Source organism: Amycolatopsis sp. cmx-4-83 (genome assembly GCF_046548815.1).
Taxonomy (GTDB): domain Bacteria; phylum Actinomycetota; class Actinomycetes; order Mycobacteriales; family Pseudonocardiaceae; genus Amycolatopsis; species Amycolatopsis pretoriensis_A.
In genome coordinates this window covers 26,343-46,558 of the sequence record NZ_JAEBEF010000018.1, presented here as the reverse complement: position 1 = coordinate 46,558, position 20,216 = coordinate 26,343, and the positions used below count along the sequence as shown (strand labels likewise).

General features: G+C 71.1%; 18 protein-coding genes and 1 tRNA gene. 11 read left to right on the top strand and 8 right to left on the bottom strand.

Going from position 1 to position 20,216, the window contains the following annotated elements; genetic code table 11:
- Positions 1-46: 46 nt before the first annotated feature.
- The 3 genes from ACLJQM_RS41995 to ACLJQM_RS41985 all read right to left on the bottom strand — a co-directional run bounded on the left by ACLJQM_RS41995 (position 47) and on the right by ACLJQM_RS41985 (position 3,337).
- Positions 47-1,030 (bottom strand): beta-ketoacyl-ACP synthase III, encoded by a 984-nt coding sequence (locus tag ACLJQM_RS41995; protein ID WP_410635899.1) that lies wholly within the window; start codon positions 1,028-1,030, stop codon positions 47-49.
- Positions 1,027-1,950, bottom strand: a complete 924-nt coding sequence (locus ACLJQM_RS41990; protein ID WP_410635898.1) for an ACP S-malonyltransferase — start codon at positions 1,948-1,950, stop codon at positions 1,027-1,029. The genes ACLJQM_RS41995 and ACLJQM_RS41990 overlap by 4 nt, the downstream gene beginning before the upstream one ends.
- A 172-nt stretch (positions 1,951-2,122) precedes the next feature.
- Complete coding sequence (locus ACLJQM_RS41985; protein ID WP_360780945.1) at positions 2,123-3,337, bottom strand: PucR family transcriptional regulator; 1,215 nt, start codon at positions 3,335-3,337, stop codon at positions 2,123-2,125.
- Positions 3,338-3,465: 128 nt separating this feature from the next.
- Between ACLJQM_RS41985 and ACLJQM_RS41980 the strand changes: the two genes are divergently transcribed.
- The 5 genes from ACLJQM_RS41980 (at position 3,466) to ACLJQM_RS41960 (ending at position 8,385) form a co-directional block, all read left to right on the top strand.
- Positions 3,466-4,374 carry an ABC transporter ATP-binding protein gene (locus ACLJQM_RS41980; RefSeq protein ID WP_247012710.1) on the top strand — a complete coding sequence of 303 codons (909 nt, stop codon included), beginning with the start codon at positions 3,466-3,468 and terminating at the stop codon, positions 4,372-4,374.
- Positions 4,371-5,591 (top strand): ABC transporter permease, encoded by a 1,221-nt coding sequence (locus tag ACLJQM_RS41975; RefSeq protein WP_410635897.1) that lies wholly within the window; start codon positions 4,371-4,373, stop codon positions 5,589-5,591. The genes ACLJQM_RS41980 and ACLJQM_RS41975 overlap by 4 nt, the downstream gene beginning before the upstream one ends.
- Positions 5,592-5,900: 309 nt before the next feature.
- A complete protein-coding gene (locus ACLJQM_RS41970; RefSeq protein ID WP_360780949.1) occupies positions 5,901-6,674 on the top strand; it encodes a mechanosensitive ion channel family protein in 774 nt (257 codons plus the stop codon).
- Between the two features lie 298 nt (positions 6,675-6,972).
- A complete protein-coding gene (locus ACLJQM_RS41965; RefSeq protein ID WP_247012705.1) occupies positions 6,973-7,692 on the top strand; it encodes an MOSC domain-containing protein in 720 nt (239 codons plus the stop codon).
- 54 nt (positions 7,693-7,746) lie between these two features.
- A complete protein-coding gene (locus ACLJQM_RS41960) occupies positions 7,747-8,385 on the top strand; it encodes a nicotinamide riboside transporter PnuC (protein ID WP_247012703.1) in 639 nt (212 codons plus the stop codon).
- Here ACLJQM_RS41960 and ACLJQM_RS41955 read toward each other — a convergent pair.
- Together ACLJQM_RS41955 and ACLJQM_RS41950 are read right to left on the bottom strand one after the other, a co-directional pair.
- A complete protein-coding gene (locus ACLJQM_RS41955; RefSeq protein ID WP_360781041.1) occupies positions 8,366-9,976 on the bottom strand; it encodes an L-lactate permease in 1,611 nt (536 codons plus the stop codon). The two genes, ACLJQM_RS41960 and ACLJQM_RS41955, sit on opposite strands and share 20 nt — an antisense overlap.
- A gap of 133 nt (positions 9,977-10,109) precedes the next feature.
- The gene (locus tag ACLJQM_RS41950; RefSeq protein ID WP_410635894.1) at positions 10,110-10,700 is read right to left on the bottom strand and encodes a TetR/AcrR family transcriptional regulator; all 591 of its coding nucleotides are present in this window, start codon (positions 10,698-10,700) and stop codon (positions 10,110-10,112) included.
- A 79-nt stretch (positions 10,701-10,779) separates the two neighbouring features.
- On the opposite strand from ACLJQM_RS41950, the gene ACLJQM_RS41945 reads away from it, so the two are divergent.
- Entirely contained in the window at positions 10,780-11,526 is a 747-nt protein-coding gene (locus tag ACLJQM_RS41945; protein ID WP_410636050.1) for an SDR family oxidoreductase, read from the top strand.
- Here ACLJQM_RS41945 and ACLJQM_RS41940 read toward each other — a convergent pair whose 3' ends face one another.
- Together ACLJQM_RS41940 and aceE are read right to left on the bottom strand one after the other, a co-directional pair.
- Positions 11,527-12,738 carry an alpha-hydroxy acid oxidase gene (locus tag ACLJQM_RS41940; RefSeq protein WP_247012697.1) on the bottom strand — a complete coding sequence of 404 codons (1,212 nt, stop codon included), beginning with the start codon at positions 12,736-12,738 and terminating at the stop codon, positions 11,527-11,529. It abuts the gene before it with no gap.
- 83 nt (positions 12,739-12,821) lie between these two features.
- On the bottom strand, positions 12,822-15,617 hold the full coding sequence (aceE, locus tag ACLJQM_RS41935) for a pyruvate dehydrogenase (acetyl-transferring), homodimeric type (RefSeq protein ID WP_360780962.1): 2,796 nt from the start codon (positions 15,615-15,617) through the stop codon (positions 12,822-12,824).
- A 420-nt stretch (positions 15,618-16,037) separates the two neighbouring features.
- On the opposite strand from aceE, the gene ACLJQM_RS41930 reads away from it, so the two are divergent.
- The 4 genes from ACLJQM_RS41930 to ACLJQM_RS41915 all read left to right on the top strand — a co-directional run bounded on the left by ACLJQM_RS41930 (position 16,038) and on the right by ACLJQM_RS41915 (position 17,936).
- The gene (locus ACLJQM_RS41930; protein ID WP_247012693.1) at positions 16,038-16,469 is read left to right on the top strand and encodes a DUF3052 domain-containing protein; all 432 of its coding nucleotides are present in this window, start codon (positions 16,038-16,040) and stop codon (positions 16,467-16,469) included.
- Between the two features lie 72 nt (positions 16,470-16,541).
- On the top strand, positions 16,542-17,003 hold the full coding sequence (locus tag ACLJQM_RS41925; protein WP_247012691.1) for a peroxiredoxin: 462 nt from the start codon (positions 16,542-16,544) through the stop codon (positions 17,001-17,003).
- A 46-nt stretch (positions 17,004-17,049) separates the two neighbouring features.
- A tRNA-Val gene (locus ACLJQM_RS41920) sits at positions 17,050-17,121 on the top strand.
- Between the two features lie 35 nt (positions 17,122-17,156).
- Positions 17,157-17,936: a hypothetical protein gene (locus tag ACLJQM_RS41915; RefSeq protein WP_410635893.1), complete on the top strand. Its 780-nt coding sequence runs from the start codon at positions 17,157-17,159 to the stop codon at positions 17,934-17,936.
- Between the two features lie 3 nt (positions 17,937-17,939).
- On the opposite strand, the gene ACLJQM_RS41910 is transcribed toward ACLJQM_RS41915, so the two are convergent.
- Positions 17,940-19,379: an MFS transporter gene (locus tag ACLJQM_RS41910; RefSeq protein WP_410635891.1), complete on the bottom strand. Its 1,440-nt coding sequence runs from the start codon at positions 19,377-19,379 to the stop codon at positions 17,940-17,942.
- A 178-nt stretch (positions 19,380-19,557) separates the two neighbouring features.
- Here ACLJQM_RS41910 and ACLJQM_RS41905 point away from each other — a divergent pair, with 178 nt between their 5' ends.
- Positions 19,558-20,214 (top strand): TasA family protein, encoded by a 657-nt coding sequence (locus ACLJQM_RS41905; protein ID WP_360780973.1) that lies wholly within the window; start codon positions 19,558-19,560, stop codon positions 20,212-20,214.
- Positions 20,215-20,216: the final 2 nt, after the last annotated feature.

Here is a 20,216-nt window from a genome sequence, read left to right as displayed (position 1 = left end):
GTCTCTGGTCCGCGGGCGAAATTGCCCGCGGGGAGCGTAACGGTGGTCAGGGGCAGACGAACGCCTGCCCGGCGTAGGACAAGCCCGCGCCGAACCCGACCGCCAGCACCACGTCGCCGGACTTCGCCGTCCCGGCCTTGCGCATGTGGTCCAGCGCGAGGGGGATGGACGCCGACGAGGTGTTGCCGGAGTACTTGATGTCGTCCGCGACGACCATGTCCTCACGGGCGCCCTGCGCCCGCAGCTTCTTCGCGATCGCCTCGACGATGCGCAGGTTCGCCTGGTGCGGGATCAGCACGTCCACATCGGACGGCTTCAGCCCGGCGACCTCCAGCGCGCGCAGGGCGATCGGCGCGATCTGGGTGGTCGCCCACCGGAAGACCGACTGGCCCTCCTGGTAGATGAACTTCTCTTCGGTCATCCCGATCAGGTCGACCAGGTCGCCCGCGCTGCCCCAGGAAACCGGGCCGATCATCGGCTCGTCGGACGCGCCGACGACCGCGGCACCGGCGCCGTCGGCGAAGATGATCGCGTTCGCGCGGTCGGTCGGGTCGATCGAGTCGGTGAGCTTCTCGGCGCCGATCACGAGGACCTTCTTGGCCGAGCCGCCGCGGATCAGGTCGGAGGCGACGCCCAGGCCGTAGCAGAACCCGGCGCACGCGGCGTTGAGGTCGAACGCGCCGGGGCTCGGGATGCCGATCCGCGCGGCGACCTGCGCGGCCGCGTTCGGGATCGGCGTCGGCATCGTGCAGTTCGGCAGGATGACGGTGTCCACTTCGGACGGATCGACCCCGGCGTCGGCCAGCGCGGCGGTGCCGGCGGCGACCGCCATGTCGGTGAGCAGCTCGCCCTTGTCGGCGAAGCGGCGCTCGATGATGCCGACGCGCGTCCGGATCCACTCGTCGTTGGTGTCCATGACCTTCGAGAGGTCGTCGTTGGTGACGACCTTCTCGGGCTGGTAGCTGCCGACGCCCAGCACGCGGCTGCCGCGGGAGCCCGGGTTGAGGCTCAGGGCCGGTCGGTCGGTCACGAGGCGTCCTCCTGGCGCAGCGCGGCCAGTTCGGCCGGCGTCTTCAGCGCGGTGGTAGTGGTGACGACGCCCTTGAGCTGCCGCTTGACCAGGCCGGTCAGCGTGCCCGCGGGCGCGAGTTCGACGGTGCGGGTGACGCCGAGCGAGACCAGGCCGTCCATCGTCAGGTCCCAGCGGACCGACCGGGTGACCTGGGCGACCAGGCGCTCCAGGTACTCGGCCCCGCTGGTGACGACGGTGCCGTCCGCGTTGGACAGCAGCGGCCGGGTGGGGTCGGCCGGGGTGAGCTCGGCGGCGTGGGCGCGCAACGCCTCTTCGGCGGGCGCCATGTACTGCGTGTGGAACGCGCCGGCGACCTTGAGGGCGCGGATCTTCGTGCCTTCCAGGGGCTCGGCGACGATCTTCGCGACGGCGTCGGCGGCGCCGGAGGCGACGATCTGCCCGGCTCCGTTGCGGTTCGCGGCGGTCAGGCCGCGTTCTTCCAGCCAGGCGACGACCTGCTCGGGGTCCCCGAGCATGACCGCGGCCATCGACGTCGGTTCGAGCGCGCAGGCCTTCGCCATCTCGGCGCCGCGGACGGCGGCGAGCGCGACGGCGTCCTCGGGCTTCAGCACGCCGGCGATCGCGGCCGCGGCGAGTTCGCCGACGGAGTGGCCGGCGACCGGCGCGTCCGCGGCGACCGGGGCGGTGGCCTGCAGGTGCTCGAAGGTGAGCAGCGAGAGGGCGACGATCAGCGGCTGTGCGACCGCGGTGTCCTGGATCTCGTCCGCGTCCGCCTCGGTGCCGAGGTGGAGCAGGTCGAGCCCGGCGTGGTCGGACCACTGGGCGACGCGCTCGCGCGCGCCGTCGAGGTCGAGCCAGGGCGTGAACATGCCGGGGGCCTGGGACCCCTGACCGGGAGCGAGGACTGCTGCTGTCACCCTCTAAGACAACACGGCGAGGGTGCTTTCCCGGGATGCCGACGCTCACAGTGTCTACGCGGCGTCTTTGTCGGAACCCTCCAAAGACGCGCCGGAGAAGCTCGCGCGTAACCCGGATGCCTTGTCGGGTTCAATCACCTTTCGCTGTTAAGTCCATCACGTGACGCGGCCCTCACCAGAGGCCGCGGGCGCGGGCCAGCCTGCCCACCGTCAACGCGATCCGCAGCACCAGCGCGTCCCGCGGGTCGGTCGGCTGGCAGCCGGTCAGCTCCGCCGCCTTCCGCAACCGGTACCGGACGGTGTTCGGGTGCACGAACAGCGTCTTCGCGCACGTCTCGAGCACGCCGCCGCTCTCCAGGTACGCCTCGACCGTGCGCTGCAGCGTCGGGCCCGCTTCCTCCAGCGGGCGCGCGATCGAGTCCACCAGCAGGCGCTCGGCCTCGGCGTCCCCGGACAGCGCGCGCTCGGGCAGCAGGTCTTCCGACCGGACCGGCCGGGGCGCGTTCGGCCAGCCGACCACCGCGCGCAGCCCGGAGAGCGCCTCCGTCGCGCTGTGGTGGGCTTCGGCCAGCGACGGGACCGTCGGGCCGGCGACCACCGGGCCCTCGGCGAACGCGACCGACATGCGCGCCAGGATTTCCCGCTCCTTCACCCCGCCGTCGGTCGGCCCGCCGACCACGACCACCAGCCGTGAGCCCTGGACCGAGAGCAGCACCGGGCGGCCGACGCGGGCGGCGCGGCTGCGGACCTCGAACACCACGGCGGGCGGGTCGTCCGACGGCGGGTTGCCGACCAGGACGGTCGCCGCCGCGGTTGGGTCCCACCCCAGCGCCGTGGCGCGCGAAAGGACCGACTCCTCGGCGTCGCCGCGGACGATGCCGTCGACGACCAGCGCCTCCAGCCGGGCGTCCCACGCGCCGCGCGCTTCCGCCGCGGCGGCGTAGGAATTGGCCGCCGCGAACGCGATTTCCCGGCCGTACCGCAGGATTCCTTCGATCAGCGCCGCGCGTTCCCCTTCGCTCGCGGCGAAATCGGGCAGCTGCTCTTCGAAAACCTCGATCGCCAGCCGCACCATGCCGACGGCCTGGCGCAGGCTGATCCACCGGGAGAGCTCGGCCGGCGCGTCGCGGAACGCCTCGGTCGTCAGCTTCAGCGCTTCCTCCGAGTCCCGCAGCCAGCTGACGAACCCCGCGGCGCCGGCCTGGGTGATCAGCAGCACGCTCGCGCGCTGGTCGGCGGGCAGCCGGGCGAACCAGGTCAGCCGCTGCTCCATCACCGCGATGCTGGCGCTGGCCAGGCTGCCGGACGCGTGCTCGAGCCGCCGGAGCGTCTTCGCGGACAGTCCGTGGTGCTTCGGCACCCGGCGCGGCGTGGGGGTTCCATCCATGGCTGACGCGATCCTACGTGCTCCGCAACTTTCGTAGCCCCCGGTGGCAACGCCGGACGCTATGCGGTGCGTGCACGTACTGCCTAGGATCGCGGGCACCGGGGAACACAAGAGAATGGGGGACCGGGATGACCGGTTTAGAGATCGACGCGATCTCCAAACGCTACGGCGACGTGGTCGCTTTGCGGGAAATGACCTTCGACGTCCGGCCGGGCGAATTGTTCGGGTTCGTCGGCAGCAACGGGGCGGGGAAGACCACGACGATGCGCATCGCGCTCGGCGTGCTGTCGGCCGACGCCGGCGAAGTCCGCTACGACGGGCGGCCGGTGACGCACGAAACGCGGCGCCACATCGGGTACATGCCCGAAGAACGCGGGCTCTACCCGAAGATGAAGGTCGCCGAGCAGCTGACCTACCTCGCGCGGCTGCACGGCATGTCCGCGGCCGAGGCGCGGACGTCGACGGAGAAGTGGACCGAACGGCTGGGCGTCGCCGCCCGCCGCGAAGACGAGGTGCAGAAGCTCAGCCTCGGCAACCAGCAGCGCGTCCAGCTGGCCGCGGCGCTGGTGCACGAGCCGCGGATCCTGGTGCTCGACGAGCCGTTCTCCGGCCTCGACCCGGTCGCGGTCGACGTGATGAGCGCGGTGCTCAAGGAAAAGGCCGCCGAGGGCGTGCCGGTCGTGTTCTCCAGCCACCAGCTCGACCTCGTCGAGCGGCTGTGCGACCGCGTCGGGATCGTCCGGAGTGGACAGATGGTCGAGGTCGGCACGGTCGGCGAGCTGCGCTCCGGCGGCGCCGTGCGGCTGCGCGTCGACGTCCCCGAAGCCGGTGACGGCTGGGCCGACGGCGTCCCGGGTGTGCGGGTGCTCGGCCGCAAGGGCACGGTCACCGAGCTGGAGCTGGGGGAGGACGCCGACGACCAGGACGTCCTCAAGGCGGCGCTGGCCTCCGGGCCGGTGCGCGAGTTCGCGCGCGAACAGCCTTCGCTGGCCGACCTGTTCCGTTCCGTCGTGACGACCGAGGAGGTTCCCGCATGAGCACGCCGCTCCCGGACGTGCGGATGAGCCCGATGAGCGCGGTCGGCCTCGTCGCCTCGCGCGAGATCGGCACCCGCGTCAAGTCGAAGGCCTACCGCGTCACCACCGTGGTCATGCTGCTGCTGATCGTGGTCGGCATCGTGCTGATCAAGCTGATCTCGGGCGGCGGCAGCGCCGACTCGACCGTCGGCTACACGCCGGCGACCGCGCCGCTCTCGGCGTCGCTGAAGGCCGGTGGCCAGGCCGTCGACGAGAGGATCGACGTCACCCAGGTCGCCGACGAGGCCGCCGGGCGCGCCAAGCTGGCCGACGGCTCGATCGACGCGCTGCTCACCGGCGACGGCAAGACCGTGCACGTCCAGGTGAAGAAGGACCTCGACGGCAAGCTCGCGAACGTCCTGCAGCTGCTGTCCCGGCAGGTCGCGCTCGACCAGCAGATCACCGCGCTGGGCGGGAACCCCGCGCAGTTCGAGGCGGCGATCGCCTCGGCGAAGTTCATCGAGGACCCGCCGCTGGAGCAGCCGTACGACTACAACGGCCAGCAGCTGGTGCTGGGCATCGCCGCGGGCATCCTGATCTACCTCTCGCTGATGATCAACGGCCAGAGCGTGGCGCAGGGCGTGGTCGAGGAAAAGACGTCGCGGGTCGTGGAACTGCTGCTGTCGACGATCAAGCCGTGGCAGCTGATGGCCGGGAAGGTGCTCGGCATCGGCGTGGTCGGGCTGATCCAGATGCTGGTGATCGGGGCCGGCGGGGTGATCGCCGGATTGGCGTCCGGCGTGCTCACCATTTCCGTTTCGGCCGCCGTCGGCACGGTCGTCTGGCTGATCGTGTGGTACCTGCTCGGGTTCTTCATGTACTCGATCGTGTTCGCCGCGCTGGGCGCGCTGGTTTCGCGCCAGGAAGACGTCGGCGGCGCGACGATGCCCGCGTTGATGTTCGTCATCGCCGGGTACGTCGTCGGCATTTCCGTGCTGCCGTCGGACCCGGGGAACACGTTCGTCGAGGTGCTTTCCGTGATTCCGGTGTTCGCCCCGACGCTGATGCCGATGCGGCTGGCGATGGGCGGGGTCCCGGTCTGGGAAGCCGTGTTGTCGGTGGGGCTCGTGGTGCTGATGATCCCGGGGTTGATCTGGCTCGCCGCGCGGATCTACCGGAACGCGGTCATGCGCAGCGGCGCGAAGGTGAAACTGCGCGACGCCCTGCGCGCCGCCTGAGGTTCGCCGATTGTTCATCCGGCCCTCGGACGCTCAGGTGTCCGGGGGCCGGAACACTGATGTCCGATAATTGCTCGAGGCCGCCCGGCGCTCGCGGTTTACGCTGCGCCGGACGGCCTCGTCTCCCCGGTCCCCACCGGTAGAACCAGTATGGCCACCGGTGATCTTTCCGCGCCAGTCGTCTCACTCGATCGTGGGGCGCACGAGTTGCCGTCGCTGGGTACCTGATCAACGATCCGGTGCAACACAGCGGCACCACCCCGAATCCGCGGGTGGAGATTCGGGCGCAAAACCCGTGGAGGGAGTCATATGGGCCAGCAATTGAAGGACGGGCTCGGGCAGGCGTGGAACCTGGTGGCCACGTTCGTCCCGAAACTCGTGGGATTCTTGATCATCCTGCTGATCGGCTGGCTGATCGCGAAGGCGATCTCGAAAGCGCTGGGGCTCGTCCTCGGAAAGGTCGGGTTCGGGAAACTCGTCGAGAAGACCGGGCTTTCCGGCAGCGTCGGCAGCCAGAAGATCGACGCGGCCGGGATCCTCGTGAAACTGGTCTACTACTTCGTCCTGCTGATCGCGCTGCAGCTGGCGTTCGGCGTGTTCGGGCCGACGAACCCGGTGAGCCAGCTGCTCAACGACATCATCGCGTTCCTGCCGCGGATCGTGGTCGCGCTCGTGCTCGTCGTGGTGGCCGCGGCCATCGCGAAGGTCGTGCGTGACGTCGTCGCGTCGGCGCTGTCCGGCCGGGGCGCGGCGCGGCCGCTCTCGATCGGCGCCTACTGGCTGATCATGGCGTTCGGCATCATCGCGGCCCTCGGCCAGGTGAACATCGCGACGGCGATCACCGGCCCGGTCCTGATCGCGGTCCTCGCCACGATCGGCGGTGTGATCGTGGTCGGCTTCGGCGGCGGCCTGATCAAGCCGGCCCAGGACCGCTGGCGCGGCTGGATGGCGAACATGGAGCACCAGCTGGAGACGCCGCAGCAGCGCACCGGCGAGATGGGCACCGCCGCGCGCCCGCGCACGCCGGTGGGTGCGGACAACACCCCGACGCCGCCGGCGGGCACCCCGCGTCCGCCGGTCTGATCCGGCAGCGGTGAAAACGGGAACGGGCCCGGCGGACGAGGAAGCCGCCGGGCCCGTTCCCGCGTTCCTGGCTTTCTCCTGCCGGTCCAGGCGCCGCAGGCGACGTCATGAACGAGTCTTTCACCGCGTCGGACGCGGTGAAAGGGTCTTTCACTGCGTTAGGGGGAGGCCCGCGACTCCGTTCGGGCTTGGTGGAGGAGGAAGCTCCCGTTCAGGCGAGTCTTGAATGGGTCATTCAAGACCTCCGAAGACCTGAATGACCCATTCAAGACGGGCGGGCGGCCGATACCCTGGGGCGATGGGGGTCGTCGCGGCGCTCTGGCGCTATCCGGTGAAGTCGATGGCGGGGGAGCGGCTGACCGAGGTCGCGGTCGGGGAGCGCGGCCTCGACGGCGACCGCCTCTACGCGGTCCACGATCCCGGCGGCAAGTTCGGCAGCGGCAAGAACTCCACCCGGTTCCGGCGGATGCCGGGGCTGCCCGCGTTCGCCGCCCGCTACGACGGCGACGTCCCGGTGCTGACCTTCCCGGACGGGCGCGTGCTGCGCGGTGACGACGGCGGCGTGCACGCCGAGCTCGCCGCCGCGCTGGACTTCCCGGGCGTCAGGCTGGTGGCGGAAGGCGAGCTCCCGCACCACGACGAAGCCGCCGTCCACCTGGTCACGACGTCGTCGCTGGCCTGGCTGGCCGAGCGCACGCCGGGTGTCGCGCTCGACGAGCGGCGCTTCCGGGCCAACCTGCTGCTCGACACCGGCCCGGCGCCCGGGCTCCCCGAAGAAGCCTGGGTGGGGGAGCGGCTCCGGATCGGCGAGGTCGAGCTGGAGGTGCTCCGCAAGGCCGTCCGCTGCGTGATGGTCGGGCTGCCGGCCGGCGGGCTGCCCGCCGCGCCCGGGCTGCTGAAGACGATCTCCGAGGTGAACGGCGTGACGTTCGGCGTGCAGGCGCGCGTGGTCCGCGGCGGCGCGCTGCGCGTCGGGGACGTCCACGAGGTGGGATGTTCCGCCCCTCACACTCCCTAGGGAATTCACCTCCCGCGGAGCATGTTGGGAGCGGTAGGACGAAAGGGGCGTGCCGTGGACTTCCTGCTGCACCACGGAATCACCGTGCTGGGCCAGTGGATCTCGATCGCCGAGCTCGCCGGGCAGGTGTTCGCGCTGGCGGTCGTGTTCCTCGCGCAGCGTCGCACGCTGTGGACGTGGCCCGTGCAGGTCGGGGCCACCGTGCTGCTGTTCGCCGTCTACGTCTCCGCGCACCTCGGCGGGCTCGCCGCCCGGCAGGTCGCCATCCTCGCCATCTCGCTCTACGGCTGGTGGGCCTGGACGCGCCGCAAGGACCCGGTGTTCGGCGTCGTCGTCCGCTCGGGCCGGCTCGCCGAACGGCTGGCCATGCTGGGCGCGTTCGTCGTCGGCACGACGGTGATGGCGCTGGTCCTGGACGCGCTGCACGCCTCCTGGGCGCCGTGGCCGGACGCCGCGATCTTCGTCGGCACCCTCGTCGCCTTCGGCGCGCAGGGCGCGGGGCTCGTCGAGTTCTGGCTGGTCTGGCTGGTCGTCGACGCGATCGGCGTGCCGCTGCAGATCTCCTCCGGCCTGTACTTCTCGGCCGCGATCTACATCGTGTTCGCCGGGCTCGTCGTGCACGGCTGGTGGAGCTGGAACCGCTCCGCCAAGCGCGTCGCGGCCTCGGCCGGGGTCATGGCAGCATCCAGCTGAGCACCGGCGTGCTCTGCCCGAGCACGATCAGGCACATCACCAGCAGCAGCCCCAGGCTCCACGGCAGCACCTTCCGCAGCAGCTTGCCCTCCTCACCGGGCAGGTTCGCGGCCACGCAGGCGATCGTGAGGTTCTGCGGCGACACCATCTTGCCGAGGACGCCGCCGGAGCTGTTGGCCGCGGCCAGCAGGTCCGCCGGCAGGCCGGTCTTGGTCGCCGCGGTCACCTGCAGCGCGCCGAACAGCGCGTTCGCCGAGGTGTCGGAACCCGAGACGGCGACGCCGAACCAGCCCAGCACCGGCGACAGGAACGCCAGCCCGGCGCCGGCCGCCGCGATGAACGTGCCGATCGCGGGAGTCTGGCCGGACAGGTTCATCACGTAGGCCAGCGCGAGCACCCCGGTGACGGTGAGGATCGCGAACCGCAGCTCCTTGACGGTGGCCAGCCACTCCTGCGCGGTGCCGCTCGCCGGGACGGCCAGGATCACCGCCGTCAGCACGCCAGCGATGAGCACGAGCGTGCCGCCGGTGTTGAGGAACGGCAGCGAGAAGGTGTTGCCGGACACCGGTTTCCCGTTCGGCCCGGCCACGTCCAGCCCGGGCCAGTGGAACTTCCAGGTCGCCTTGTCCAGCAGCTTCTTCACCGGTGGGAGGACGGCGATCGAGAAGATCACGATGATCAGCGCGTAGGGCAGGTAGGCCTTCACGACGTCGTTGCGGGAGTCGTGCGGCGGCTCCTCGGCGGTCGCCGTCCCGCCGGTGCCGATCCGGACCTCCGCCGGGACCGGGCGGCGGGTCTGGGGCAGCGCCACGAGCGCGGCGGCGCCGGCGAGCGCGGCGCCGATGTCGGCCAGCTGCGGCGACACGAAGTTGGACGCGAGGAACTGCACGAGCCCGAACGCGACCCCGCAGACCAGCGCGGGCAGCCAGGTGTCCTTCAGTCCGCGCTTGCCGTCGACGATGAGCACCAGCAGCAGCGGCACGACCAGCGCGAGCAGCGGCGTCTGGCGCCCGACGATCGAGGACACCTCCTGCAGCGGCAGGCCGGTGACCTGGGCCAGGGTGACCACCGGCGTGCCCATCGCGCCGAACGCGACCGGGGCGGTGTTCGCGACCAGCGCGACGACCGCGGCCTTCACCGGGTGGAAGCCGACGGCCACGAGCATCACGGCGCTGATCGCGACGGGCGCGCCGAAGCCGGCCAGTGCCTCCATCAGGGCCCCGAAGCAGAAGGCGATGATCAGCGCCTGGATCCGCGGGTCGTCGGAGATCCGGCCGAACGAGCGGCGCAGGACGTCGAAGTGCCCGGTCCGCACGGTGAGGCGGTAGATCCACAGCGCGTTGACGACGATCCACATGATCGGCCACAGCCCGAACGCGGCGCCCTGCAGCGCGCCGGAGACGGCCTGCACGACGGGCATCCCGAACGCGGCGATCCCGACGACGAGCGCGACGAGCAGCCCGATCAGGGCCGCGTGGTGCGCGCGCATCCGGACGGCGCCGAGGAGCACGAGGACGGTGGCCAGCGGCAGCACGGCGACGAGCGCCGACAAGCCCAGCGAGCCGAGGGGAGTCACGTCTTGCACGAACACTGCCTGCACGAACACGGGCGACCTCCGTTTTCCACGATGCGAAAACGGCCTTTCGGCGGGTGCCCGAGATCTTCGTCACAAACCGGTCGGTCCGTCAAGAACTTGAGACCGGTTGGCCCAACGCGTCAGCCGTTCACTTCCGGGGCAGCACGGCGAGCGCCGTCTCGGCGATGGCGCGGAGCTCCGCCGGCTCGACGCCGCCCTTGCCCAGCGCTTCGAGGCCGCGCAGGACGGCCAGCACGAGCCCGGCCAGGTGGGCGGGGTCCGCACCGGCGTCGAGGTCGCCCGCGCGCTGGGCGCCCGCGATGCACGCCGTCAGGTAGTCCTGCAGGTCGTGGAACGCCCGCCCGGTCCGCGCGGCGACGGCGTCATCGTGCTCCGAGCATTCGGCGGCGCCCTTCGCCATCAGGCAGCCGCGGCGCTCCCGGTCGGCGGCGACCGACTCGGCGATGGCCCGCACGTGGTCGCCGAGCCGCCGGAGGGCCGTGTTGTCGGGGCCTTCGAGCTGGTGCCGCACGCCATCGGTCGATTCGGTGCAGTAGTAGTCGTAGACGCGCAGGTAAAGCGCGTGCTTGTCCCCGAAGGCGCCGTAAAGGCTGCCCTTGCCGAGGCCGGTCGCGGTGGCGATGTCGTCGACCTTCGTGCCCGCGTAGCCGTGCTCCCAGAACTGGTCCCTGGCCGCGCGCAGGACCGCTGCCTCGTCGAAGCTCCGGGGTCTCGCCATGAGATCAGCCTACCCATTCTTGACTATCTCGTCCAGAACGGCGTACGTTCTGGACGAGATAGTCAAGAACTCGGAGGGCATCGTGAACCTGGAAAACAAGACCGCCGTCGTGACCGGCGGGAGCACCGGCATCGGCCTCGCCATCGCGAAGCGGTTCGCGGCCGAAGGCGCGCACGTGTTCATCACGGGCCGGCGCAAGGAGGCCCTCGACGACGCGGTCGCCGAGATCGGCGGCGACGTGACGGCGGTGCGGGCGGATTCGGCGAACCTGGCCGACCTGGACGAGCTCTACCGCGCGGTGGCCGAGCGCGGCCGCGGCCTGGACGTCCTGGTGGCCAACTCCGGCGGCGGCAGCTTCGCCCCGCTCGGCGAGATCACCGAAGAGCAGTTCGACAGCACCTTCGCCACGAACGTCAAGGGTGTCATCTTCGCCGTCCAGAAGGCGCTGCCGCTGCTGAACCCGGACGCCTCGATCATCCTCACCGGCTCGACGGCGTCGACCCGGGTCGACCCGGCCTTCAGCGTCTACGGGGCGACGAAGGCCGCGGTTCGCAACCTCGCCCGCGGCTGGGCGGTCGACCTGAAGGGGACCGGGACGCGGGTCAACGTCCTGAGCCCGGGGCCCACGCGCACCCCCGGCCTGCTCGGCCTCGTCGCCGAGGACGAGCAGCAGGGCTTGGTCGACAACCTCGCGGCGCAGGTCCCGCTCGGCCGGGTCGGCGAACCGGCCGAAATCGCGGCCGCCGCGCTGTTCCTGGCTTCCGCGGAGTCGAGCTTCGTCAACGGCGTCGAGTTCTTCGTCGACGGAGGCCTCGCGCAGGTCTGACTAACGCAGGGTGGCGTGGCCCGGGGTCAGGTCCTTCAGGGTCCGGACTCCCAGCAGCTGCATCGTGCGGACCATCTCCGTGCGCAGGATGTCGACGCAGCGCTGGACCCCGCGCTCGCCCCCGGCCATCAGGCCGTACAGGAACGCGCGGCCGATCAGCACAGCGTCCGCGCCGCGCGCGATCGCCGCGACGATGTCGCCGCCGGAGAGGATGCCGGTGTCGATCCAGACCTCGGCGCCGCCCTGGAGCTCGTCCAGCACCGCCGGGAGGAGCTCCAGGGGCGTCGGGGCGCGGTCGAGCTGGCGGCCGCCGTGGTTGGACAGCAGGACGGCGTCCGCGCCGTGCTTGACGACGTCGCGGGCGTCGTCGACGTTCTGCACGCCCTTGACCACGAGCTTGCCGGGCCAGGTCTGGCGGACCCAGTCGAGGTCGTCGAAGTTGAGCGTCGGGTCGAAGAGCTTGTTCAGCAGCTCGGCGACGGTGCCGTCGAAGTGGCTGAGCGAGGCGAAGTTCAGCGGCTCGGTGGTGAGCAGGTTGAACCACCACGCCGGGTGCGTGGCGCCGTCGAGGAACGTCTTGAGCGTCAGCGCCGGCGGGATGGTCAGGCCGTTGCGGACGTCCCGTAGGCGCGCGCCGCCGACCGGGGTGTCCACGGTCAGCATGAGCGTGTCGAAGCCGTTTTCCCACGCCCGATTCATCAGATCTTCACCGGCGGCGTGGTCGCGCCAGACGTAGAGCTGGAACCACTTGCGGGCGCCGGGCGCGGCCGCCGCGAGGTCCTCGATCGACGTCGTCGCCATCGTCGAGAGGCCCATCGGGATGCCGTTGCGCTCGGCGACGCGCGCGACCGCGCTCTCGCCCTCGTGCTGCATCATCCGCGTGAACCCGGTGGGGGCGAAGGCGAACGGCAGCGCCGAGGTCTTGCCGAGGATCTCCCGCGTGGTGTCCACATCGGACACCCCACGCAACACGTTCGGGTGGAACTCGACCCGGCGGTAGGCCTGCCGGGCGCGGAGCAGGCTGTCCTCGAGCTCGGCGGCGCCGTCGGTGTAGTCGAAGGCCGCTCGCGGGGTGCGCTTGCGCGCGGCCGTCCGCAGGTCGGCGATGGTGTGCGCGTTCGCCAGCCGCCGTTCGGTCGGGTTCAGGACGATCGGCTTGGGTCGCAGGATCTGCTTCAGCTCGGCCGGCTTCGGCAGGCGGCGCTTGGTCACCTTCATCAACTCCCTAACGAACTACGCGGCAAGAGGAGCCCGGCAGACATCGGATGTCTGCCGGGCTCCTTTCTAGCACCAGGTCACGCGCTCCCGGAATCCGACGTCTGCGGCCCGGCGGCCGCGATGTCGTCGAGCCGGTACTTCGTGGCCGCTTCGAGGACCTTCGCCTGCTCGACCTCGCCGCGCTTGGCGAGGATCGACAGCGCGCCGACGGTGATCGACTCGGCGTCGACCAGGAACTTCCGCCGCGCCGCCGGCCGGGTGTCGGAGAACCCGAACCCGTCGGTGCCCAGCGTCAGCATGTCGGTCGGGACGTACGGGCGGATCAGGTCCGGCACCGCGCGCATCCAGTCCGACACCGCCACGACCGGCCCGTTCGCGCCCTGCAGCTTCTCGGTCACGAACGGCACGCGCGGCTCGCTGCCCGGGTAGAGCAGGTTGTCGTGGTCGATCGCGACGGCTTCGCGCCGCAGCTCGGTCCACGACGTCGCCGACCACACCGCGGCCCGCACGCCCCACTCTTCGGCCAGCAGCTGCTGAGCCTTGAGCGCGTCCGGCATCGTGACGCCGGAGACGAGGATCTGCACCTCCGGGCCGTCGCCTTCCGGGGCCTCGGCGTACTTGTAGAGACCCTTGAGCAGGCCGTCGACGTCGAGGTTCTCCGGCTCGGCGGGCTGCTGGTACGGCTCGTTGTAGATCGTCATGTAGTAGAAGACGTTCTCGCCGTTGCCGTCCGGGCCGGTCTCGCCGTACATCCGGCGCAGGCCGTCCTTCACGATGTGCGCGATCTCGAACGACCACGACGGGTCGTACGCCACGGCGGCCGGGTTGGTCGCCGCCAGCAGCAGCGAGTGCCCGTCGGCGTGCTGCAGGCCCTCACCGGTCAGCGTGGTGCGCCCGGCGGTGGCGCCGATGACGAACCCGCGGGCCATCTGGTCGGCGGCGGCGTAGAGGCCGTCACCGGTGCGCTGGAACCCGAACATCGAGTAGAAGATGTAGATCGGGATCATCGGCTCGCCGTGCGTCGCGTACGACGTGCCGACGGCGGTGAACGACGCGGTCGAGCCCGCCTCGTTGATGCCCTCGTGCAGCAGCTGGCCCTTCTCGGACTCCTTGTAGGCCAGCATCAGGCTCGCGTCGACCGACGTGTACGTCTGGCCGTGCGGGTTGTAGATCTTGGCCGTCGGGAACATCGAGTCGAGGCCGAAGGTACGGGCCTCGTCCGGGATGATCGGGACGACGCGCTTGCCGATCTCGGAGTCCTTCGCCAGCTCGCGGACCAGCCGGACGAACGCCATCGTCGTGGCGACCTCCTGCTTGCCGGAGCCCTTGCGGACGCCTTCGTAGATCTTGTCGCCGGGCAGCACGAGCGCCTTCGCGGCCTTCGGTCGGCGTTCCGGCAGGAAGCCGCCGAGCGCCTTGCGTCGCCCGATCAGGTACTCGATCTCGGGCGAGTTCGCACCCGGGTGGTAGTAGGGCGGCAGCTTCGGGTCGCGCTCGAGCTCCTCGTCGCTGATCGGGATCCGCTGCGAGTCGCGGAACAGCTTCAGGTCGTCGAGGGTGAGCTTCTTCATCTGGTGCGTGGCGTTGCGGCCCTCGAACGCCGGGCCCAGGCCGTAGCCCTTGATCGTGTGGGCCAGGATCACCGTCGGCTGGCCGTGGTGCTCCAGCGCCGACTTGTAGGCCGCGTACACCTTGCGGTAGTCGTGGCCGCCGCGCTTGAGGTTCCAGATGTCGGCGTCGGAGAGGTCCTTGACCAGGTCCTTCGTCCGCGGGTCGCGGCCGAAGAAGTGCTCGCGGACGAACGCGCCGTCGTTGGCCTTGTACGTCTGGTAGTCGCCGTCCGGCGTCACGTTCATCAGGTTGACCAGCGCGCCGTCGCGGTCGGCGTGCAGCAGCGAGTCCCACTCGCGGCCCCAGATGACCTTGATGACGTTCCAGCCGGCGCCGCGGAAGTACGACTCCAGCTCCTGGATGATCTTGCCGTTGCCGCGCACCGGGCCGTCGAGCCGCTGCAGGTTGCAGTTGATCACGAAGGTCAGGTTGTCGAGGCCCTCACCGGCCGCGATGTGGATCAGGCCGCGCGATTCGGCCTCGTCCATCTCGCCGTCGCCGAGGAACGCCCAGACGTGCTGGTCGTTCGTGTCCTTGATGCCGCGGTCGCGCAGGTAGCGGTTGAACCGCGCCTGGTAGATCGCGTTCATCGGGCCGAGGCCCATCGACACCGTCGGGTTCTCCCAGAACTCCGGCATCAGCCGCGGGTGCGGGTACGACGGCAGGCCGCCGCCCTCGCCGGCGTGGCTGTACTCCTGGCGGAACCCGTCGAGCTGCTGCTCGGACAGCCGGCCCTCGAGGAACGCGCGGGCGTAGATGCCGGGGGAGGCGTGGCCCTGGATGTAGATCTGGTCGCCGCCGCCCGAGTGGTCCTTGCCGCGGAAGAAGTGGTTGAACCCGACCTCGTACAGCGCCGCCGAGGAGGCGTAGGTCGAGATGTGGCCGCCGACGCCGACGCCGGGGCGCTGCGCGCGGTGCACCATGATCGCCGCGTTCCAGCGGATCCAGGCGCGGTAGCGGCGCTCGATCTCCTCGTCACCGGGGAACCAGGGTTCGTTCTCGGTGGGGATCGTGTTGACGTAGTCCGTCGAGGTCAGCGCCGGGACGCCGACGTTCCGCTCGCGGGCCCGCTCGAGGATGCGCAGCATCAGGTACCTGGCCCGCTGCTGCCCGCCCCTCGCCAGAGCCTCGTCGAACGAGTCCAGCCACTCGGCGGTCTCCTCCGGGTCGATGTCGGGCAGGTGCGCCGCCAGTCCGTCACGGATGACGCGTACGCGTGCCGGGGTCTCCTTGCCGGAGGCGCCGTCGTTCTGCGGGGCCAAGGGGTCTCCTTGCGAAAAAGTCGTAGCCGGTGGTGCTCGTGCGCGGGCGTGTACGACTCTCCATCGTCGTCTTCCGTCCCGGCTTCCGCACCGCTACTTGGCGGTAACATGGGCCGACCCGGTCGGGCCACTCCCTGCGCGCGGTGTATCGCGCGCGCGTTTTCTTCTCCCCCACCCTAGGGGACGGCCCCCGGCGGGGTGGCAGACCGGTGGTGCGAGGCACCCGAAACGCCGTCGCGGCGAGCCCCTCCCGGGCCGTATCCTGCGACACGAGTTGTCACAGATCCGGTGTGGACGGTTGCGCGCGGAGCCGCACCAGTGTTCGCTATCGGCAACCGGGTAGCCGAGTGTGGCGGAGCCGTACTCTCCGAAAGAGGGTGGGGAACGCCACGCTCCGTCGCAGTTGGAGGAGTGAAAGCAGTGGTCGCCGCGGGAGACGCTGATCAGAGCAGCGTCGCCGAGAGGCTCGGCATCAAGCCCGAGATGGTCGTCCAGGAGATCGGCTGGGACGAGGACGTCGACGACGACCTCCGTGCGGCGATCGAGGAACAGATCGGCGGGGACATCCTCGACGAGGAGGCCGACGAGGTCATCGACGTGGTGCTGCTGTGGTGGCGCGAAGACGACGGCGACCTCGGCGACGCTCTCATCGACGCGAGGGGTCCCCTCGAAGAGACCGGCGTGATCTGGGTGCTGACCCCGAAGACGGGACAGCCCGGGCACGTCGAGCCGAGCGAGATCGCCGAAGCGGTACCCGTCGTCGGACTGGCCCAGACCGCCAACATGAGCGTCGGCGCGAACTGGATCGGCACCAGGCTGGTGTCCCCCAAGTCGAAGTCGAAGCAGCGCTGACCCGGCCCGGGCCGGCGGACACGATAGGGTTGTCGTCGCAGGCACGTGTCCGTACGGGAGAGGAAACGCGGTATGGCAGTCGAGGTCGGTTCCGAGGCCCCTGACTTCACGCTCAACGACTACAACAAGCAGCCGGTCCAGCTGTCCTCCTTCCGGGGCGACAAGCCGGTACTGGTGGTCTTCTACCCGTTCGCGTTCAGCGGCATCTGCACCGGCGAGCTCTGCCAGCTCCGCGACGAGTTCGCCGACTACGACGGCAAGGGCGTCCAGGTCCTGGGCGTCTCGGTCGACACGCCGTTCTCGCTCAAGGCGTGGGCCGAGAAGGAGGGCTACCAGTTCCCGCTGCTGTCCGACTTCTGGCCGCACGGCGAGGTGGCGCGCGCGTACGGCGTGTTCAACGAGCAGGCGGGCCTGGCCGTGCGCGGCACCTTCCTGATCGACACGTCCGGCGTCGTGCGCTTCGCCGAGGTGAACGCACCGGGCGAGGCCCGCGACCAGCAGGGCTGGAAGAAGGCCGTCGCCGAACTGGTCTGATTTCTTCCCGGCGGCGGTCCCCCTGGTGGGGGGATCGCCACCGGCGGGGCGCATAGCTCAGCGGAAGAGCACTCGGTTTACACCCGAGCGGTCGCAGGTTCGAACCCTGCTGCGCCCACCGAACGACCACCCGGGAGAGGACAGGCTGAGCTCGTGCCCGCTTCCGCCTGGATCTTCGTGGTCCTCGGTGCGCTCGAAGCCGTGGCCGGCGGTGTCTGGCTGTGGTTGCGCCGGTGGTTCGCCCGCGGGCTGAGGCCGTTCCGGGTGGAGGCCGTTCGCCCGCTGCCGTCGATTCCCCGCGTTCCCCTGGTGGCCGGGACCGTCGTCGACGAGCGGACCGGCGAGGAACGCGAACTGCTGCGCACCACCGTGCCCGTCCTGGCCGGTGACGTCGCGCGGTGCCGGCCCGCCGGTGGCGGGCGGGCGCGGTTGCTGCCGACGCCCCGGACCGCCTTGCCCGGCACTTTCCTCGTGCGGGGCGCGCTGCTCGTCGTGTTCGGGGTCGCGGTCGGCCGGACCGGGCTCGACGAGGACGTCACCGGTGGTCAGAACGCTTCGTACCTGTTCGTGGCCTGGTTGTTCACCCTGTTCGGCGCGGTCGCGGTCGGGATCGCGGCGGGCCGCCTGCGGTTCGCGCGGCACGTGCGCGAGGTCGAAGGTCACGTCGTCGACGAGCGGCGGTGGCTGAACCGGGCGCCGAGTGAGCCGAAGGTGCGCTACACCGCCTACGGCCGGACCCGTTCGGCCTGGGCCGGCCGGTACAGCTTCCGGTCGCCGCGGCCCGGGAAGCCGGTCGTCGTGCTGCTGGACCCGCGCACCGAAGCCGTCGCCCGCAGGGTGGGCGGCAGCTTCGGCCTCCTCCAGTTCTTCGGCGTTCTCGCCGGCCTGCTCGGCGCGCTGCAGTTCGTCGGCGCGCTCGGCCTGCTCGGCTGACGCTCACCCCGCCATGGCGGGTTCCGGAGCGGGCGCCGGGCGCATCGCCCGGACCAGCACCGCCAGTCCCGCGAACAGCACCGCCGCGAGCACGCCCGTCACGTTCAGCGCCGTCGTGAACGCCTCCTTCGCCTGGGCCGCCAGTTCCGGGTGCGTGACGTCCACGGCGAGCGTGGAACCGGCCGGGAAGACGCCGTGGTAGATCGTCGTCGCGGTCAGGCCGATCAGGGCCAGGCCCAGGGAGCCACCCAGGTAGTTGCCCGTGTCCGCCATCGAGGCCGCCGAACCCGCGCGCTCCGGCGGGACCGCGCCCATCACCAGGCCGATGCCCAGGGCGAACAGCGGGCCCGTGCCCAGCGTCAGGATCGCGATCGCCGCCATCACCGGGGCCGCGCCGTCGGCGAAGACCAGCAGGAGGCTGCCCGCCGCCGAGACGACCAGGCCGCCGGCGATCGCCGTGGCCGGGGTGAGCCGGCGGGTCAGGGACAGGGCCGTCATCGTGCCCAGGGCCACGCCGAGGCCCATCGGGGCGAACATGACCGCCGACAGCAGCGGGGAGTAGCCCAGGACGCTCTGCAGGTACTGCGTCACCAGCAGGCCGACGCCCGCCATCGCGACACCGGCGAAGACCAGGGCCACCAGGACTGCCGTGAACGGGCGGTTGCGGAACAGGCGCAGGTCCAGCAGCGGGGACGCCGTCGTCAGCTGGCGGTGGGCGAAGACCGCACCGAGCAGAGCGCCGAGGGCGATGGCACCGAGGGGGACCAACAGGCCGCCGGTGGTCAGCTGCTTCAGGCCGAACACGATCAGCAGGACCGCCGCCAGGGACAGCGCGACGCCGGGGAAGTCCAGGCGGCCGGCTGCCGGGGCGCGGAACTCCGGGAGCAGGAACGGGCCGGCCGCCAGCAGCACCGCCACCGCCGGGACCGCGACCAGGAACACCGAGCCCCACGTGAAGTGCTGGAGCAGGAAGCCGGCGAACACCGGGCCGGCCGCGCCGCCCGCGAACTGGCACGTCGCCCAGATCGAGATGGCCTTTCCGCGCCGGCGGCCGTCGCGGAACATGTTCGTGATCAGCGCCAGCGTCGACGGCATCAGCGTCGCCCCCGCCACGCCGAGCGCGCCGCGGACCACGATGAGCATCTCCGGGCTCGTCGAGAACGCGGCGACGATCGAGAGGATCCCGAAGGCCGCGCCACCGATCAGGAGCAGGCGGCGACGCCCGATGCGGTCGCCGAGGGTGCCCATCGTGATGACGAACCCGGCGACGACGAACCCGTAGCTGTCGGTGATCCACAGCTGCTCCGTGGCGCTCGCCCCGAGATCCGCGCTGAGCTGCGGCAACGCGAGGAACAGCGAGGTCATGTCCATCGCGACGAGCAGCGTGGGCAGCACGAGCACCGCCAGGCCCAGCCACTCCCGACGTCCGGCGACGTTCTCCATTTCGACTCCTTCTCGGTGGTGCGGACACCAGGGGGTCGGAGCCGCCCGCGCGGACCGGACACGGCGCGGAAACTTTCTTGAGGCGATCTTGAGGAACGGCGGAGGGACGCCGGAGGTCCGGGCCCGAACCTGGTTCCAGCGCACCACACCGGGTGGTGCCCGCCGGACAAGGACCGCCATGGCCGACCACGCCCTCCCCGCCCGCCGCCGCTCCCCGTGGCGCCCCGTCGCCCTCGCCGTCGTCGGCGGCTCCGTGCTCGTCGCCATGGGCGCCGGCGTCTGGGCGACGCTCTCGGCCACCGCCGCGAACGTGACGCCCGAGACGATCAGCAGCGGCACCCTCAAGCTCACCCTCGCGGCCAACGGCGCCGGGTTCGACCAGGCCGTCGCCAACCTCGCCCCCGGCGACACCGTCAACCGCTACGTCGACCTCACCAGCGGCGGCAGCCTCGACGCCCAGGCGCTGACCGTGCAGGTCGCCGCCACCGGCTCGGGCGCCCTCGTCACCGACGGCGCCACGACCAAGGCGCTGCGGGTCACCGTCAAGCAGTGCCCGGGCACCTGGAACACCTCGACCGGCGCGTGCGGCGGCGGCACCGCGACGACGCTGCTCCCGGCGACCGCGCTGAGCGGCCTCAGCAGCGCCCAGTCGCTGATCGCCGGCGCGGTGACCGCGGGCTCCGTCTCGCACCTGCAGGTCTCCGTGCAGCTGCCGGACCAGGCCGAGACGACGGTCAACGGCGCGCTGCCGGCGTCGACCATCCAGGGCCTGACCGCGAACCTGACCTACACCTTCGCCGAGACCCAGCGCTCGGCCACCACCACGAACTCCTGAGC